The organism is Mycobacterium ahvazicum, from assembly GCF_900176255.2.
Taxonomy (GTDB): domain Bacteria; phylum Actinomycetota; class Actinomycetes; order Mycobacteriales; family Mycobacteriaceae; genus Mycobacterium; species Mycobacterium ahvazicum.
In genome coordinates, this window is the sequence record NZ_FXEG02000003.1 from 1,059,212 (window position 1) to 1,077,489 (window position 18,278).

Here is an 18,278-nt window from a genome sequence, read left to right on the forward strand (position 1 = left end):
ATGGTTGACGTGAGTACGCTTTCAACCGTGGAACTGGGGGTTTTGGGACCTCTCCAGGTCCGGCAGGACGGGAAGACCGTCGCGATCCCGGGCGCCAAGCCGCGTGCCATCCTCACGATGCTGGGGCTGCACGACGGTTCAGTTGTGCCCGCCGACGCATTGATCAAGTTGCTGTGGGGTGACGATCCGCCGCGCACCGCCGGCAAGGCCCTGCAAACCCACATCTCCGCGCTGCGCCGCGCGCTTGGCGACGGCCTCGTGGTCACCGAGGGAACGGGCTGGCGGCTCGACGGCGCCGAAGTGGATGCGTCGCGCTATAAGTCGGCGGCGAAAACGGGACGCGATGCGGCTGCCGTGGGCGACACCAGCCAAGCGGTGGCGTCCTTGGAGGAGGCGCTCGTCCTGTGGCGCGGAATCCCCGAACTCCCCGAAGGCCCGCGGGGACTCTCCGAAAAGACGCGCTGGATCGAAAGCCATGCCGCACTCGTCGAGGATCGGGCAGACGCGCTGCTGGCCACCGGACGCGCCGCCGAAGTCATCGGCGACCTCGAGGCCGCCGTCGCCGAGGCGCCGCTGCGTGAAAGACGATGGGCGCAGCTGATGCTCGCCCTGTACCGGGCAGGCCGGCAAGGTGAAGCCCTCGGGGCATATCAACGGGTGCGGTCGCTGCTCGCCGACGAACTGGGTGTCGATCCCGGCCCGGAGCTCAGACGGCTCGAATCCGCGATCGTTGCTCAGGATTCGTCACTGGATGTTGCTGTCACACAGCATCTTCCGTCGGTGACACGCGCTGTGACCTTCCTGCTCACCGATATAGAGGGATCGACCGCGGCCTGGGAGGCCGACGCCGATGGAATGGCGTTCGCCCTCGCCCGTCACGACGAGCTGGTCGAACAGGTCGTCACCTCACGTGGCGGTCGGCTGATCAAGACACGTGGCGAGGGCGATGCGACGTTCTCGGTCTTCGAGCGGCCGTCTGCGGCTGCCGCCGCGGCAATTGAGTTGCAAGACGCAATCGCTCACGAACCGTGGGCATCTGTCGAGCCCATCCGCGTCCGGATGGCGCTACACACCGGTGAGGTCGAGCTTCGCGGCGGTGACTACTTCGGCCGGGCGGTCAACCGGGTTGCGCGCCTGCGCTCGCTGGCCGAGGGCGGCCAGATCCTGTGCTCCGGCGCGACCGCCGAACTCGTCATCGACTCGCTGGCCGACGACGTCATGCTCAACGACCTCGGGACGCGTCAGCTGAAAAACCTCGCACGCCCCGAGCATGTTTTCGAGCTGCGACTCGAAACCGCCGCGGCCCCGCCCCAACCGCACGCACCCGAACCGCCGATGGAGCGCCCCGGCCTTCCCGCGGTCCTCGTCGGACCCGGGCCGTTCGTCGGACGCAGCCGCGAGCTCGAACGGCTGCTGTCGGTGTGGCAGACCGCGCTCGCAGGCGGGGTGCCGACGGTGCTGATCGCCGGCGAACCGGGCGTCGGCAAGACACGACTGGCCGGCGAATGGTCGCAGCGGGCCTATGCGCAAGGAGCGGTCGTGTTGTACGGCCGGTGCGACGAGGACCTCGGCGCGCCCTACCAGCCGTTCGCCGAGGCGCTGCGTTCGCTGGTGCCGTGCATGGGCGCTGACCGACTGCGGGGACTGCGCGGCGTCGAAGCGCTGCTAACGCTGGCGCCCGGGCTGACCGACGTCCTGCCCGATCTGGTCTCCCGGGCTCATCCGGATCCCGACACCGAGCGCTACGCGCTTTTCGATGCCGTCGTGGCGCTGCTGGAAATCGCATCCCGCAGCGCGCCGGTCCTGCTGATCCTGGACGACCTGCACTGGGCGGCCAAACCGACGCTGCTGCTGTTGCGCCATCTGCTGCGCTTCGGCGACCACGCCCGCGTGCAGATCGTCGGCACCTACCGCAGCACCGACCTCGACCGCTCCCATCCCCTGGCCGCGATGCTCGCCGATCTGCACCGCGGTGCCCCTTCTGGCACCGCAAACCGCTTGAGCCTCAGCGGACTCGACGAGGAAGATGTCACCGCTTACGTCGCCGAGGCCGGCTACGACGACGAGGAACTTGCTCACGCCTTGGCGACGGTCACCGGCGGCAACCCCTTCTTCCTGATCGAGGCGTTGCGCCACGTCGACGAAAGTGGCGGCGTGTGGGATCAGAGCACCCTGCCGCAGGGCGTGCGAGAAGCGGTGAGCCGCAGACTTTCTCGGCTGCCAGCCGAGACCAACAAAGCTCTGGCAGCCGCTGCGGTCGTCGGCAGCCGGTTCGCCCTGGAACTGGTCGAACAGGTCATCGGAGACGACTTGATCGACGCGTTCGACGAGGCGTGCCAAGCCGGCATCGTCATCGAAGAACCCGGCGGCAACTACCGGTTCAACCACGCAATCGTCCGCCAGTCACTGTTGGCCGAGTTGGCCTCGGTGCGGCGCATGCGACTGCACCAGCGCATCGCCGCGACGCTGGAGACGCGGCCGGGCGCCGACGACGAACTGTTGGCCGAACTGGCTCACCACTACTTCGAGTGTGCCTGGGCGGGAAACGCGGCGAAGGCCGTCTTCTACTGCCGGCGTGCCGCGGACCAGGCGATGGCGCGACTTGCCTACGAGGGCGCGGCCGACCTGTATCACCAGGCCTTGCATGCGCTGGAAGAAATCGACGACGAGTTGCCCGACCGCGACGCTCAAGCGGCCGACCTGTTGGTTGCGCGCTGCGAGGCCCTGCTCGCCGCCGGCGATGTGACGTCGGCGGCTGGCGCGGTCGCTCAATTGCAGCAAACGACCGTCGATTCGGCCCGGTTCGCGGCGTGGGCCGCATGCTTCGACGGCCAACTCTCGTTGTTGATTCACCCCGAGCGTTTGGACGAGGCCGAATCCGCGTTGAGCGCGGCCGCCGCCAAGCTTGCCCAACTGGACGATGCCGCCGGAGAAGCCAAGGCGCACACCGTCCGCGCGGGGTGCCTCGCCCGCCTGGGACGCATCGCCGACTGTGAAATCGCACTCGACGATGCGCTGACCGCGGCGCGGCGGGCGCGCGAACACCGCAGTGTGAACGCGGTTTTGGCGGGCGCACCACTCGCGGCGTTGTGGGGACCCAACCCCGTTCCGCGGGCGGGCGGACGGTGTCTCGACGTGGTCCGGCTGCTTCGCATCACGACCGACTCCCCCGCCGTCGAGGCCACCTCGACGCGGTGTCAGGCCGTGTTGGAGGCGTTCCGGGGGCGCGCCGCCGCCGCCCGGCGGATGATCGACTCGGCCAGGCGCACCGTCACCGAGCTCGGCTTGCGTCACGCACGGCTCGAAGTCGAGCAATTCGCCGGGATCGTCGAACTCATCGTCAATGACCCTGCTGCCGCGGAGCCGCATCTGCGCAAGGCGTACAACGGCTTTCGTCGCATGGGTCTCGACGCCGACACTGCCGAGACCGCGGCGCTTCTGGGCCGGGCATGCCTTGCGCTGGATCGGGTTGCAGAAGCGGACGAATTATGCACCGAGAGTGAATGTCTCGCCGGCCATGCGCTGAAGGCGTCGATGGGGTGGCGCACACTTCGGGCGCACCTGCTGGCTCGCGGCGCTGACCACGAAGCAGCTCGGCGCGTCGCCGAGGTGGCGGTGGCGTTGGCCGAGCGAACCGACGCCCTGGTCGATCACGGTGACGCGTGCCTCACGCTCGCAACAGTCTTGGCCGCCGCCGGCAATACCGCCGGAGCACGGGCCGCCGCCGAACAAGCGGTCGCCCTCTACGAACGCAAAGGCGCTGCAGCACTTGCCGAGCTGGCGCGGACTCTGCTCGGCGAACAGGTCGTGCCGATCCCCCCTCCTCTGACCGAAGCACCCAGCGTCGAACTGGACAGCGAATGCATACGAGTGGGCGAACGCGTGATGGCCGCCATCCATCGCCAGGACTGGGATGAGCTGGAGCGGCTGTTCGCGCCGGATGTCTTGATCCAGAGTCGCCGGAAGATCGTCGGCCTAACAGCGCAGTCGGCTGTGATGCGCCGTGAGATGCGGCGGGAGCTCGAGACTGGCGCGATCCGGATCAGTCACGTCATGGTCGCTGCACGGGGTGAGCGGTTGGCTCTGTCTCGATTGGTGACGAGTACTGCCGACGCAAGCCCCGGAGCGCCGCAGGACGAGCTTCTTCAGCTGTACGCCATTGACGACAACGGTCAAGTCGCGCTGCAGATTTGGTTCGACGTCGAAGACATCGACGCCGCGCTTGCCGAACTCGATGCCATGCAGGCGCAATTCGAGCGAGAAGAGCACGGTCAGACACACCGGCTCGACAACGCGTGTGTGCGAGCGGTCGGCCGGCTGGATGACGCTGCTTCCCGCGGGGCCTGGAGCGAAGTCGAGGAAGTGCTCGCCCCTAGCGTCTCCGTTGAGAGCCGTCGCAAGATAGTCGGCTTATCGCAGATCGGGCTCTCACCTAGCGAGTGGGCAAGCGAGGCAAGGCGTTTCCCGGATATTGGCATAGTGCGGTGCTCTCGTGCAGCGCTCGCCGTGCGCGGTGAACGCCTGGCTCTCGTCCGAACGACTCTGGGCGTGGCAGACGAGAGTCCCGGGGCGCCACAGGACGAGCTCCTCCATCTGTTGGGTCTTGACCCAGACGGCCGCATTTCGCTGCAGGTGTCGTTCGATGTCGAAGATCTCGATTCCGCGCTCGCCGAACTCGATGCGGCGCATGCCCGGTTCGAGCGGGAGGTGCAGCCGCAGGCACCGAGACCCGAAAATGCGGCCGCACGCGTATTTCGGGATGTCTGGTCGCACATGGCGACTCGCGACTGGGATGCGGTGGCCCAAACCGTGGCCGATAACTACATCGGCATCGATCACCGGCGAATCGTGAGCGCCGAGACTCAACACAGCCGCGATGTCGTGATCAGAGACCTGCAGGCTGCCGCCGAGGTTGGCTTCACAATCTCGATGGTGAACGCCCTTGCTGTTCGCGGGGAGCGTCTCGTCTTGGCACAAACCCGCGCCTGCGGCAACGACCCGGAAACGGCACAAAACGATGCCCTCAACGTCGTCGGGATAGACGCCGATGACCGAATCGCAACCGTCGTAACGTACGACCTCGAAGACTTCGACCCCGCCATTGCCGAACTCGAATCCCGTTACCTCGCCGGTGAAGCGGCAGTGCACGCAGAGACGTGGTCGGCTATTCTGTCCGCCTACGCCGCGGTCAATCGGCACGAACTCCCATCGACGACGCCAGACTGGGTGAACATTGACCACCGGCAAGGAAGATCTTTCGCGCCTGGCGAGCTGTTTTGATACACCCATGCGACCTGGGATATCACGGCGAAGTCGGAGATCTATATCGAAGCCGTGCATCGGTTGAGTGATCGTGGAGCAGTCGTAACCAACGCGATGAATGGCAGCTCGCGAGAGGGTTTCGACGCAGAGTGGCGGGAAGTCTTCCTACTAACGACAGAGGGCGAATCTATCAACCGCTGCGAGCTTTTCGACGAGGCGGACCTGGATGCTGCCATCACGCGGTTTGAACAGCTCAGCGACCACCCGCAGCGGGTCGAGAACGCGGCAACGCGCGTGTACGAGCACTTCTGGTCGTTCTTCGCCGCCCGTGACTGGAACGCCGCCGCTGGGATTGTTTCCGAAAGCCTTACCGGCGCCGACCATCGACGGGTCGTGAATGCCGGGGACCGAGGCAGTCGAGAAACCGTGATCGAGGATCTGCACGTAGCTGCCGATCTCGGATTCGCGATCTGGATGGTGGATGTCGTGGCGGTCCGGGGGCAACGCCTCGCCCTTACCCGCGTACGCGCATGTGGCCGCGACCCTGAGACGGTTCAAAACGATGCCTTCAACATCGTCGAGATCGACGCAGACCAGCGAATTGTGTCGATCGTCGTCTTCGATCTGGACGACACCGAGGCGGCGTTCGACGATCTCGACGCGCGCTACCTCGTCGGCGAAGCCGCATCGTGTGCAGCGACTTGGTCGGCCATCACACGCAGTTACACGTCAATCAACCGGGGTGGACCTCCGGTGACGACGCCGAATTGGTTCAACATCGACCACCGGCAGGGATCGTCGTTTCCGCCCGGCGGGCTGCCCGCATTACTCGCGTTGTGGAAACCGTCAACCGGACTCAGGAACTTTTCGTATATCGAGGTTGCGCATCGGCTCAGCAATCTCGGAGCGGTGATCGGCTCTGTGTCGCAAGAGATTTCAGACGAGGGCGTAGATGCCGAGTGGCGTACCGTCGACGTCTTCACAGTCGACGGTAGCCTGATCGATCGCTTAGAGGTCTTCGACGAGGCAGACATCGACGCCGCCCTTGCCCGGTTCGACGAACTGCACCCGACCGTTAGACGACTCGAAAACGCGGCGAGCAAGGTGGCCGACCAATTCCTTGCGCATTTTGCCGCTCGCGACTGGTCCGGTCTCAGCGAGGCACTCGCCGACAACTTCTGCAGTGACGACCGCCGTCGAGTGGTAGGCGCGGGAGTCCGGCACGGTCGAGACGCCCAGATGGCGGACATCCGGTCAATTGCCGACGTCGGGACCACGCGCATAACGTCGAAACCCATTGCGCTGCGCGGGCAACGCCTTGTCCTCACCCGCGGCCAGCTCACGTTCCGCGATCAAGGAGCCGACGCGTACTTCACAGAGTCGTTCTCCATCGTCGAGGTCGACGCCGAGGACCGGATCGTCGCACTGGTCTCGTTCGATCTCGGAGACATCGACGCCGCTTACGAAGAACTCGAACGTCGGTACCTGGCCGGCGAGGCCGCACCATATGCGCGCGTGTGGCAGATGGGAATCGACACTCTGGGCGAGGCTAATCGTCACCAGCCGGGGCCGATGATGGGACAAATCGCGTACACGGATCATCGACGAGTTCCTTTCGCGCCCGGGGATTTCGCGCACGCTGTCGAAGAGCTATGGTCTCTCGTGCCCGACGCTCGCTACCGTACGACGGTGGCCCACGCGCTCGATACCCATGGGATCGTGTCCGGTCTCGTCATCGAGGGCAGCGACAAACATGGGAACGAATTGCAGTGGGCACGAACCCTTTTGTTCGTTGCCGACGGACCACGGATGGAAGTGTACGAAGAAGACGACGTCGACGCCGCGCTCGCGCGATTTGAGGAATTGCGTCCACCAGCGCGACGGCTGGAAAACGCGGCAACCCGAATGGACAAGCGCTTCGTGGAAAATTTGGGGCAACGCAACTGGCCGGCAGTAGCCAATACGTTGGCCGCCGATAGTTCGGTCGAGGATCGTCGGCACGTGGTGAATGCGGGGATTTGGCACGGTCGCGACGAAGTGGTCGAGAAAATGAAAGCCCTGGCAGTAGACGGCGGGGCGAATACGACGTTGACCGTTATCGCGATCCGCGGCGAGCGCCTCGCGCTCACCCGCTTCTGCTCTTCCAATCGCGAACTGCGGCACGGCGAATTCGGTGTCGAGCTGCTCAGCATCACGGAGATCGACTCGGACGAAAGGATATCGGCACGCGTCGCCTTCGACCCTGATGACATCGATTCAGCCTTCGCCGAACTCGATGCTCGCTACCATGCCGGAGAGGCGGCCCCCCAGTCGCGTACGTGGTCTGCCATCACACGGGTGTTCGAGGTGCTCAACCGAGGCGAATTGCCGACGACGACACAGACCTTCGAGGATGTCGACCACCGACGCGGGGTAATGCTAGCGCCCGGCGATCTGATGGAGTTCCTCCATGCCGCGATGGTTGATACAAAGCAAAGCATCGTCTACGTTGAGGCAATTCACCGGCTGACCGGTCGCGGGGCCGTCGTCACCCACGTTGCTCAGTCGACGACACCAGATGGCTTCTACGCCGAGTGGCGGATGGCCGATGTCTTTATGGTCGAAGGCGATCTGATCAACCGCTACGAATTCTTCGAAGAGACAGACCTCGACGCGGCACTCGCGAGGTTCGAGGAGCTGCAGGCACCGACGCGGCAACTCGAAAACGAGGCGACCCGGGTAGCCAAGCGCTTTCCGGTGTACATGACGACACGTGACTGGGAGGGCATGGCGGACATCCTGGCCGCCGACGTCTCCATCGAGGATCGCCGTCCCGGCGCGAATGCCGGAATTCGACGCGGCCGGAGAAACTCGATCGACGATATGCGGGCGGCAGTCGAGGTCGGGTTCAGGCACATAACGTCGAAAGTTGTTGCGACCCGGGGCAACGACCTCGCGCTGATGCTCGTCCACGCATCGGGTTCAGAACCCCAGGACCCCGACGCATTTCAGCTCGACATCTATCACGTCGTCGAGATCGATTCCGAACGCCGGACTAAAGCAGTCGCGGTCTTCGACGTCGACGCTGTCGAAGCGGCCTTCGACGAACTCGACTCTCGTTACCTCGCCGGGGAAGCCGCGGCGCACCCGCACACCTGGTCGGCCATAACGGACGCGTATGGCGCGCTCAATCGGGGCGACATCCCGCCAACTACAGCGGATTTCGCGGACATCGATCACCGCAGTGGGGCAACGATGGCACCCGGCGACCTGATCGACTACCTTCATGTCGCCTTCGACGAGACGGAGAACAACTCCCTCCGTATTGTCGCCGTTTACCGGTTGACTGACCACGGCGCGGTCGTCACCCATGTGGCGAACGGGACGACTCCAGAGGGCTTGGACGTCGAGTGGCGCGTGACCAACGTCATCATCATCGACGGCAACTTGCTGAACCGCGTCGAGATGTTCGACGAGTCCGACCTCGACGCCGCCCTCGCCCGATTTGACGAGCTCGCCCGACCAGCGCCACCGCTGGAGAACGACGCAACAAAGGCCTTGGCGCAATTCGCCGCTGCGTTCAACCGGCACGACATGGCCGGAATGCTCGCGCTCGCCAGCGTGGAGGGCCGAGTCGACGACCGCCGAGAGGGTCTGCGAGCTGTCCTCGAGGTTCGTGCATGGCCGACGGCCGCCGAGTCGATGTTCGAGACCGTACCCAGTAGCTGGCGGATGGAGCATGAGGCCATCGCGGTCAGAGGGTCTCGCCTCTCGTTGAGCCGCGAGCGTTACCGCGACATTGATCAAGCCGATCGACCGGTCGTCGTCGAACTTCTGCGCCTCGTGGACTTAGCCGGCGACGACCTACTGCACGACACCGTGGTCTTCGATTCCGACGACATGGCCGCCGCCTTCGCCGAACTTGACGCCCGGTACCTCGCTGGTGAAGGCGCAGTGCACGCCCATACGTGGTCGATTGTTGTGGAGGGATATGCCGCGCTTAATCGAGGGGAAATGCCGTTGAGTACAAACGATTTCGTCGACGTTGACCATCGGCATCTCACAACGATTGGCCCCGGCGACCTGATGCCGTACCTGCGCGCCGCGCTGGCGGACTCGGTGGGCAACCGCCTCGACATTCTGGCCGTTCATCGGCTGACCGAGCTCGGCGCGGTCGTCACCCATGTGGCTAAGGGAACGTCACGAGAGGGCTTCTACGCCGAGTGGCGCATGACAAGCCTCTATACGGTCGCTGGCGACCTGATCAACCACTGTGAGATGTTCGACGAGTCCGATCTCGACGCCGCCCTCGCCCGATTCGACGAGCTCGCCCGCTAAGCAACCGGGCCGAGCCCGATTGACGATCGCCCCTGCCCATCAGCTTTCGCTGTTGATTTCATCAAGACCCCTACCGCGCTGCCCGGAACTTTGCCTCGGCTGCTCGTCAGGTTGACGTCGCCATCTCACGCGCAGCCGGTTGGAGGGGTGGCCGCCACGCAAGGAATGACAGCAAACCACGTCGATCGCCTGATTTTCTTCTCGAGCCTCCCATTTGGTCCTCGCAGCCTCGTAACCTGTGGGCTCGCCCAATCCTGGTTCAAAGGGCCCGAGCAACGCGAACAGCGGACGCTGCCACGGCCCCGCACCCCTTGTGTTCAACCGAATTGCGGTCTCTGTTCACTTCCCGACCGGTGCCGATGCGCGCCGTGAATCGTATTGCCGCCATGCCTGATTCGGCGATAGGGTAAGGGTCATGATCAACAACAGCATCGAGACAATGTTCATCGGCCACGGCGGTGGCGCCGGCGGCGGACGCGGTGGTGGCGCTGGTGGTGGCCGCGGTGGCGGTGCCGGCGGCGGACGCGGTGGTGGTGCCGGTGGTGGCCGCGGCGGCGGTGCCGGCGGCGGCCGCTAAATCTCATACTTTTTCCTCTGCGCCCCTTCAACTCTCACGGAGTATTAGTGGGGCGTAGGAGTTGCACTACGTTCGTTCCGCCCAGGCGATTGAGCCGACGCGGAGACCACCGTCGCACGCATACTGCGATAAACCGTGATACGGCCGCCGGGTCCATGACCCGGCGGCCGTTTGCGTGATCGCAAGTCTTGTGCGCCGATGACGACGCAGCGAAACCTGGACCCGCGATTCGCAGGCAAACCGAGCGGCTGCAAGACTGCTGGCATGCAAGCAATCAGCGGTACTGTGCGTTCGGCTACGCCGCAGGATGCAGCCGCCTGCGTTGCGATCTACCGGCCGTACGTCGAGAACACGCTGATCAGTTGGGAACTCGAGGCACCGAGCCCGGACGAGATGGCGGCGCGTATCGCCGGCGCCCAACGGGCGCACGAATGGCTCGTCCTCGAACATGACGATCAGGTCATCGGCTTCGCCTACGGCCATGCGCTGATCAGCCTGCCTTCCTTCAAATGGTCGGCCGAGACGGGCATCTACATCAGCGGCGACCGTCACCGCGCGGGTTGGGGACGCAGACTTTATGCCGAGGTGCTGCACCGGCTCGCCGATCGCGGATACCGGCGCATCTTCGCCGGTATCACCCAACCCAACGAGATCAGCAACGCATTTCACCGATCCTTCGGGTTCGAGGATATCGGCGCCTGGCCGCGTGTCTATTTCAAGAACGACCGCTGGCACGACGTCGCGTGGATGCAACTCGATCTAGGCCCCGGCGAGCCGCTGGGACCGCCCCCGGCGCTCGGATAATTGCCGATTATGTTGTGGCGCAGCCACATAGCCGTCTCACTTGCGCGTGCGCAACGCGACGTAGTACTCGTGTCGCCGGGTGTTGTCGACGGTGTAGCTGACCGCCCTCGTGACGCCGTCATGATCGACATCCACCCATCGCTCCGTGCGTTGGCGCTCAAATTCGCTCCAGGACGTCACGGTGAACCTCTCGAGGAACGAGTTGGGTTCCTCGACGCTGTGATAGAGCCGCCAACTGTGGCCGCCCGTCCGCAGCCGTGACTGCCTAACGTCCCGCATCGCTTCGATGAACTCATCGAGGTTCTCGGGCGGCACCTGGTAGCGGACGGCCACCAGCACCGGTCCATCTTGTGGGCACGGTTCGAACACCAGCGTCGGTGTCGGCCAGGCGCTGGAAACCTCGACACTCTCCGTCCCGGTGCACGGCCGCAGCGGCAGCACGGCAACGCTGAGGGCAGCAACGCCCAGCACTGCGGCCGACCACAGCATCGCGACGTCAAGTCCCCACCGGGTGGCAAGCAGGCCCCAGATATAGGCACCGAGCGCCTGAGATCCGGTCGAGACCAACAGATACACCGACAGTCCGCGGGCCCGAACCCATCGGGGCAGCGACAGTTGCGCTGCGGCGTTCAACGTCGTCAAAGTGATCAGCCATGCCGTCCCCGACAGCACCAGAAACGGAATCGCGGCCCCGAATGGCAGCCAGACCACCGCTACCGGCGCGAGGCCGTACGCCGCGGCAGAGATCGCCAGCAGCCGGTTATCCGAAATTCGTGCATGCAACGGTTCGGCAGCGATCACGGCGAGTATGGCACCCAAACCGATGGCCCCCAGCGCCACACCGTAGCCACCGGCGCCGAGGTGCCACGTGTGCGCGGCGGCAACCGGCAAAAGTGCGAGTATGGCCGACGCGGGAAACAGGAAAAGGGCTGTGCGCAACAGGATCCTGCGAAAGATCGGACTGTTCTCGACATATTGCAGCCCGGTGATGATGGCCTGGCCGATGCGTTCTCGCTCGATCGGCACGATTTGCTTCGGCCGATTCCACGCCCGCAAAGCGACGATGATCGCCGAGAACGACACCGCATTGATCGCGAAGACCGCCGCGGGGCCGAGCCAGGCCACGACGATGCCGCCGATAGCCGGCCCAATAGCTCGGGTGGAGTTCGCGGAGACGCTGCCCAAAACCGAAACCGCCGGTATCTGCTCGCGCGGAACAACCTCGGGCTGAATCGCCTGCCAGGCCGGTCCGGTCAATGCGGAAGCGAACCCGATGGCCAAGGTAAACATCAAGAGTGCGGTCGGGGTGAGGCGGCCGAGGTTCGTCAGCAGGGCCAGCGCGAGTGCCACCAGTACGGCATACGTCTGCAGAAATATCAGGAGGCGACGCCGGTCGAACAGATCGGCGAGCACGCCGGCGAACAACCCCAGGAGCAGCGTCGGCCCAAGACTCGCCGTCTGCACCAGTGCCACGATGACGTCCGGACTGTGGTTCTCCACCAAGAACCATTGCGCCGCCACCGCCTGCATCCACGTTCCGATATTGGAGACGAACTGGGCGATGAACAGGCCTCGGTACACGCGGTTGCGCAAGGGCGCCCACGTCGACGGTTTGCGCTCCTGGTCCTGAATCACCACACAGTCGATGGTCGACAGCCCCTCTGTTCGGCCAGTGCCAGCGACGAAGCTGACTGGCACGTTCCATCAAGGATTAGAAGTTTAGGACACCTACACCTAACGCTCCCATCATGGATGCACCCGTAACACCATGCGCGGGCAAATGTCGGTCCGCCGGTAACCACCAACTCGACTTGCGCTGCACCGTATTCCCTGTGCGACAACGATTCTGGTCGTGGCCGCGCGGCCCGCACGCGCACCGAAGCGGTGCCTGGAAACCGAGCCGAGCGCGGGGGCATTTCGCCGATAGGGTGATTTCATGTCCGAGGCCGATCGGAAACCGCGCCAACCGCTGTATCTGCTCGCGGACAGTCAGCTGCTGTTCTGGCGGCGACGTGGTCGCCCACTGCTCGAGGCGGCACTTCACGGGTTGGCTCGCGACACACGACTATGCGCGGCGTACATCGGGGCCTCCAACGGTGACCGTCCGGAGTTCTACGACATCTTCGAGGCGGGGATGGATGCGATTGGAATCACGGACCGCCGCATGGTCGATTCGTCGTTCGGACCAGACGACCGCACCTTCTTGGAAGGCGCGCAGCTGATCGTCCTCGCGGGCGGCGACGTGCCTCTCGGCTGGAGGACGTTCGAGGAAACCGGAATGAAAGATGTGCTGCTGGACCGCTATACCCGTGGTGCGATCCTGGTGGGCATATCAGCCGGCGCGGTCCAGCTCGGACAGTACGCAATCGTCGAGACTCCGAGACCCGAATTGCTCGAGGTGTTCAACCTCGTCCCCGCGGTTATCGACACCCACGACGAGCGGGAAGGCTGGGCGCGACTTTCCCGCGCGATTGCCTCGCTCGGCGGTGCGGCCACGGGGCTGGGAATCCCTGCCGGGGGCGGAGTCGTCGTGCACACCGACAACACCATCGAGCCGCTACGGCGTCCTGCGCACCAGTTCCGTTTCGAGGGCACACACGTCGCGCACTCACTGCTGCCTGCCGATGCGGCCGAGTGAAGCCGCTTTTCCCCGGGCTCTACCGACTGAGCCGTTGCGAGGACTCGGTTCCTAACCGTCGTCGCCTGCTGGTGCGGCTTCCAGGGTCGCTACCTTGTCCAGGCCGGTGATGGTAAGGACTCGAATCAGCAAGCGGTGGACGACGACATGCAGCCCGTCCACCTTGTCGGCATGGTCGAAAAGCGCGTTGATTCCGGCGCTGTCGAGGTACTTGACGGTGCTGAGATCGATGGTGATCGGACTTCGGGACCCCGCGCTCGCGGTGTTGAGTGCCTCGACGAGCTGGGCGACGTTGCTGAGATCAATCTCCCCCGTCGCGGTCACCCGGGGCGTCCCGTCGGGGCCGTGGTCGGTGTTCAGCGTGAGCTCTGCGGGCATTAGGCGATCCTCGCGTACAAGTGAACTGTGGTGCCGGCCTCGGTGGAGCGAATCGTGATGTCCTCCACCAGACCTCGCATCAAGGCGATGCCGCGGCCCCGGTTGGCTCCAGGGATGGTGCGGGGTGTCTTCCAGGTGCCGCCGTCGGAGACGGTCACGTGCAGTGCGTCGACGACCGCGGTCGCGCGCAACGAGACGGTGCCCTCGCGTTGGTCGCGGTAGCCGTGTTCGATGGCGTTGGCGACGGCTTCCCCAACAGCGGTGAGCAGATAGGTGATTTGGTCGGGCTCGACACCTACCTGGGTCAGCCAGCCGCGCAACGCTTCACGGCTCGGCGCGAGGTGATCGACATCGGCGGCGAATTTCATCGACAAGGGCGCAGGCTGCCGATAGAGCAACATGGCCACGTCGTCCGAATAGCCGCCACCAGGTTCGAGCCCGACCATGAGATCGTCTGCCACCTCATCAAGCGACTGGGCCCGGCCGACCTGAATCAGATCCGTCGCACTGGCGATGCCTTCGTCGATCGAATGGCCGCGGCGTTCGACCAGACCATCGGTGTAGAGCAATAACGTCGATCGCGGCGGCATCGTCACGCGAATTTCGGGCCGCGACCACTCCGGACGCAGCCCCAGGGGAAGCCCATGTTCACCATCGAGCTGCTCGCTGGTTCCATTGGCGTGCACCATGATCGGCGGCGGGTGACCCGCGTTGGAGTACACCAACTCTCCGGTGTCGAGGGTGAGCACGGCGCAGAATGCGGTGGTGCAACGGGCACCGGGCAGACGCGCGGCGAAGCGGTCCAAACCGGCGAGGACCGCACTGGGACCGGGCCGGTCAAGCAGCAGCGCACGACACGCGCTGCGAAGCTGACCCATCACCGTCGCTGCGGCCAGCCCGTGGCCGACGCAGTCGCCGACGATCAACGCAACCCGCCCGTCGTCGAGATCGACCACGTCGTACCAGTCACCGCCAACCTGCAGCGGATGGCTGGCCGGGTGATACCGCACCGCAAAACCTCCCGGCAAATTCGTCGGACCGAGCATCGCGTGTTGCAGCGCCAGCGCGGTCTCGCGTTGCTCGTCCAACCGATAGACGCGGTGCAGACCTTGGCTGAGCCGCCCGCCCAAGACCTTCAGCAGGTTGTGATCCTCGGAGGTGAACGGGCGTTGCTCCGATAAGTCGATCCACACGACGAGCACTCCGCGGGGATGCTGCAGCGAGATGCCCGCTGTGCCAGGCTCTTCGGCGACCGTGGTCAGCAGATCGGAATCGCGCAGCGACTCGATCAACAGCCGGTGACCCGGCGGCAGTTCGTCCCAGTTACACGGTTCACCGGCGCACACGAGCGCAGGCGTGTCGTCTTGGGGAGCGTCGCGAGCAAACGTCGCAGCCAGAACGCGGCGCGCATTCCAGGTCTGGCGTAGCTCTCCGACCGCGCCCTGCAGCGTGTCGTCGAGCGTATCCGCTTGTGCCAGTTGCTGGTTCAGCGCAGCCAGGGCGAGCTGACTCTGCACGATGTAGTGCTCGGTGGTGATGTCACGCAGGGTGCCCACCATGATTCGGCGGCCGGTGTCCGGGTCTTCGACGTGGTTGAAGTTCGCCGCCACCCACAGCCGGTGCCCGTCCCGGTGGACCACCGGCGCGGTGAACGCGCCTTGGGTCTCGTTCAGTAGCTGTTGGAAGACCCCCGCAACTTGGCGGTGGGCTTCCGGGCTGGTCTCGGCGTCCGGCCACCACGGGTGGGGCGCGTCATAGGGCAGCTGTTCGGGGCCGTAACCCATGAGCTCGCTGAACGCGGCATTGATCTCGATGACGGCACCCTGTTCGTCGCAGACGAAGAATCCCTCCTGCAGCGAATCCACCAGGGCGGTGCGCCACCGGTTGTGGTGGCTGCGCAACCGCGACAACTCGACGTTGGCGCGCACCCTGGCCAGCAGCTCGGCGGCGGCGAACGGCTTGACGAGATAGTCGTCGGCGCCGGCCAGCAAGCCTTCGATCGACGCTTCTTGTCCGGCGCGCGCCGATAGCAACAGCACCGGTAAAGCCGCGGTGCGGGGGTCACCGCGCAGCGCCGAGAGTAGTTGCAGACCATCCAGCCCGGGCATCATCACATCGCTGATGACGAGGTCGGGAACCTGCGCTCGGATGGCGTCGAGCGCCTGCTGTCCATCGGTGACGGCGGTGACCTGGTAGCCGGACGTCTGCATCAGGCTGATCAGGTATTCACGCATATCGGCGTTGTCGTCGGCGATCAACACGTGTGTCCGTTCGCCGTCTTTCCCGGCGGGCGCGACCGCGGTCATCATCGCTGTGCTGCCGGCGTCGGACGCTGTGGCGCCGGTGTCGCGGGGCAGCCAGCGCAAGGCTTCCTGTACGAAGGGCTCCGCGATCACGCCGGATGTGGTGCGAGCTGCCGGTGGCGTCGAGACTTCGTCGCTCGGCAGATGGGCCGAGCCGAAGGCCAAGCGGATGGTGAAGGTGGTGCCGACGCCCTCCTGACTGTCGACCGAGATGCTGCCGCCGTGTAGCCCGACGAGTTCTTTGACCAAAGCCAGCCCGATTCCGCTGCCTTCGGTGGAGCGGGCGCGCGCGTTCTCGACGCGGTGGAAACGCTCGAAGAGCCGGGGCATTTCGGCGGCGGGCACCCCGACCCCGGTGTCGGACACCGTGACGACGGCATCGGTGTCATCGCGGCTCACCGCGACCCTGATGGTCCCCTCGAAGGTGAACTTCAACGCATTGGAGAGCAGGTTGAGGATCACCTTCTCCCACATCTCGTGATCCAGATAGACCGGTTCGTCGAGCGGCGGGCAGTCCACCGTGAACGCCACGCCGGCCCGGTCGATGGCCGAGCGGAACACGCTGGCCAAATCAGCTGTGACAGTTGACAAGTCGACGGGCTCGAATCGGGCGCGCATCCGCCCCGCCTCGATACGGGAGAAGTCCAGCAGCGTGTTGACGAGCTTGGCCAGCCGTAAACCGTTGCGGTGCACCAGTTCCAGCTCCTGGCGGGCCTGCTCGTCCAACCCGGCTGCCCGGCCGCGCAACTCGTCGACCGGTCCGAGGATCAACGCGAGCGGAGTGCGGAATTCGTGGCTGACGTTGGAGAAGAACGCCGTCTTCGCCCGGTCGAGTTCGGCCAGCTCCTCGGCCCGCTGTTGCTGAGCCCGATAGCTGCGCGCGCTGCCGATCCCTCCGGCGATGTAGCCGGCCACGAGCTCGACGAAGCCGCGGTAGCCGTCGTCGAACTGGCGGTACCGATTCAGCCCGGCCACGAGGAAGCCGACTGGATCCCCGCCCTGCTGTAGGAGCGGCACCACGAGCGCCTGTGCGGGTGGTTCCGTCCAGGCGCCGGTGGGCAGATCCTGTGCTTCGTTGTCGAGGTCGATCAGTTGGGTTGTGCCCTGCGCCAACATTTCCGTGGGCCAGTCGGAAAGGCCGCCGGCGGGAAGCACTTGCGGCGCCGCGGGATGCCCGGGCTCGATTCCGCTGACCCCGGCCAGCAGTGCCTCGCCGTGCTCACCGAACAGATAGGTCATCGTGAAGGGGAGGTCGTACGGGTTGTTCGCGAGTTGTCGGGCGGCGTGGTCCAGCATCTGACGTTCGGTCCGCACGACGCTCGGATCCGAGCCCAGGTCGCGCAGCGTCGCCATCCGACGCTGAGCGATCACCCGATCGGTGTCTTCCCGCACCACGCAGAGCATCCCGACGATGCTGGCGTCCTCGTCGCGCAGCGCGCTGTAGGAGAACGTGTGATACGACTCCTCGGGGTATCCCGACCGCTCGATGATCAGTAGCAAACCCTCGTCCCAGGTGGGCTCGCCGGTCACCAACACGCTCGCGATCCGCGGACCGATGTCGTCCCAGATCTCGGCCCACACCTCGCTGGCGGGGCGGCCCAGCGCCCAGGGGTACTTGCGGCCCAGGGTGTCGCGGCGATAGGCGGCGTTGCAGAAGAAGGTCAACTCCGGGCCCCACGCCATCCACATCGAGAATCGGGATGACAGCAGGATGCTGACGGCCGTACGGAGGCTTTGCGGCCAATCTTCGACTGGCCCGAGCGGGGTGGCCGCCCAGTCGACGGCGGCCAGATCGAGGCCAATCTCCTGGTCTGCCCGGAAAACCACTGACATCCCTTCCGAATGTGCTCAGACCCAGAGACGGTCGCCTAACCGCTGCCCGTAGCGGCTCCCTCAAGACAACCATTCCCCGACGTCTCGTCGCCACTTTTTCGCTGGATAGTCCACAATTGTGACGTTTGCCCGGGCGGGCGGGTTCGGTTAAGTCGACTATCCGGTT

General features: G+C 65.1%; 8 protein-coding genes. 5 read left to right on the forward strand and 3 right to left on the reverse strand.

Annotated features, from left to right (window positions below; translation table 11 throughout):
• The first annotated feature begins 9 nt into the window (after nt 1-9).
• The 4 genes from MAAFP003_RS30120 (at nt 10) to MAAFP003_RS17735 (ending at nt 10,960) form a co-directional block, all read left to right on the forward strand.
• Nucleotides 10-5,280, forward strand: a complete 5,271-nt coding sequence (locus tag MAAFP003_RS30120) for an ATP-binding protein (protein ID WP_480212827.1) — start codon at nt 10-12, stop codon at nt 5,278-5,280.
• Nucleotides 5,281-5,376: 96 nt separating this feature from the next.
• Nucleotides 5,377-9,579 (forward strand): hypothetical protein, encoded by a 4,203-nt coding sequence (locus tag MAAFP003_RS30125; protein WP_423790908.1) that lies wholly within the window; start codon nt 5,377-5,379, stop codon nt 9,577-9,579.
• Nucleotides 9,580-9,994: 415 nt separating this feature from the next.
• Nucleotides 9,995-10,156, forward strand: a complete 162-nt coding sequence (locus MAAFP003_RS29220) for a hypothetical protein (RefSeq protein WP_165796427.1) — start codon at nt 9,995-9,997, stop codon at nt 10,154-10,156.
• A gap of 264 nt (nt 10,157-10,420) precedes the next feature.
• Nucleotides 10,421-10,960 carry a GNAT family N-acetyltransferase gene (locus MAAFP003_RS17735; protein ID WP_096291245.1) on the forward strand — a complete coding sequence of 180 codons (540 nt, stop codon included), beginning with the start codon at nt 10,421-10,423 and terminating at the stop codon, nt 10,958-10,960.
• Between the two features lie 36 nt (nt 10,961-10,996).
• Here the strand turns inward: MAAFP003_RS17735 and MAAFP003_RS17740 are convergent, their stop codons facing one another.
• Nucleotides 10,997-12,598, reverse strand: coding sequence for an MFS transporter (locus MAAFP003_RS17740; protein ID WP_243394107.1), 1,602 nt, complete (start codon nt 12,596-12,598; stop codon nt 10,997-10,999).
• Nucleotides 12,599-12,896: 298 nt separating this feature from the next.
• Between MAAFP003_RS17740 and MAAFP003_RS17745 the strand changes: the two genes are divergently transcribed.
• Nucleotides 12,897-13,598 (forward strand): Type 1 glutamine amidotransferase-like domain-containing protein, encoded by a 702-nt coding sequence (locus MAAFP003_RS17745; protein ID WP_096288963.1) that lies wholly within the window; start codon nt 12,897-12,899, stop codon nt 13,596-13,598.
• A 51-nt stretch (nt 13,599-13,649) separates the two neighbouring features.
• Here the strand turns inward: MAAFP003_RS17745 and MAAFP003_RS17750 are convergent, their stop codons facing one another.
• Nucleotides 13,650-13,976: an STAS domain-containing protein gene (locus MAAFP003_RS17750; protein WP_096288965.1), complete on the reverse strand. Its 327-nt coding sequence runs from the start codon at nt 13,974-13,976 to the stop codon at nt 13,650-13,652.
• Nucleotides 13,976-18,112: a SpoIIE family protein phosphatase gene (locus tag MAAFP003_RS17755; RefSeq protein WP_096288967.1), complete on the reverse strand. Its 4,137-nt coding sequence runs from the start codon at nt 18,110-18,112 to the stop codon at nt 13,976-13,978. Before MAAFP003_RS17755 ends, MAAFP003_RS17750 begins: the two co-directional genes overlap by 1 nt.
• Nucleotides 18,113-18,278: the final 166 nt, after the last annotated feature.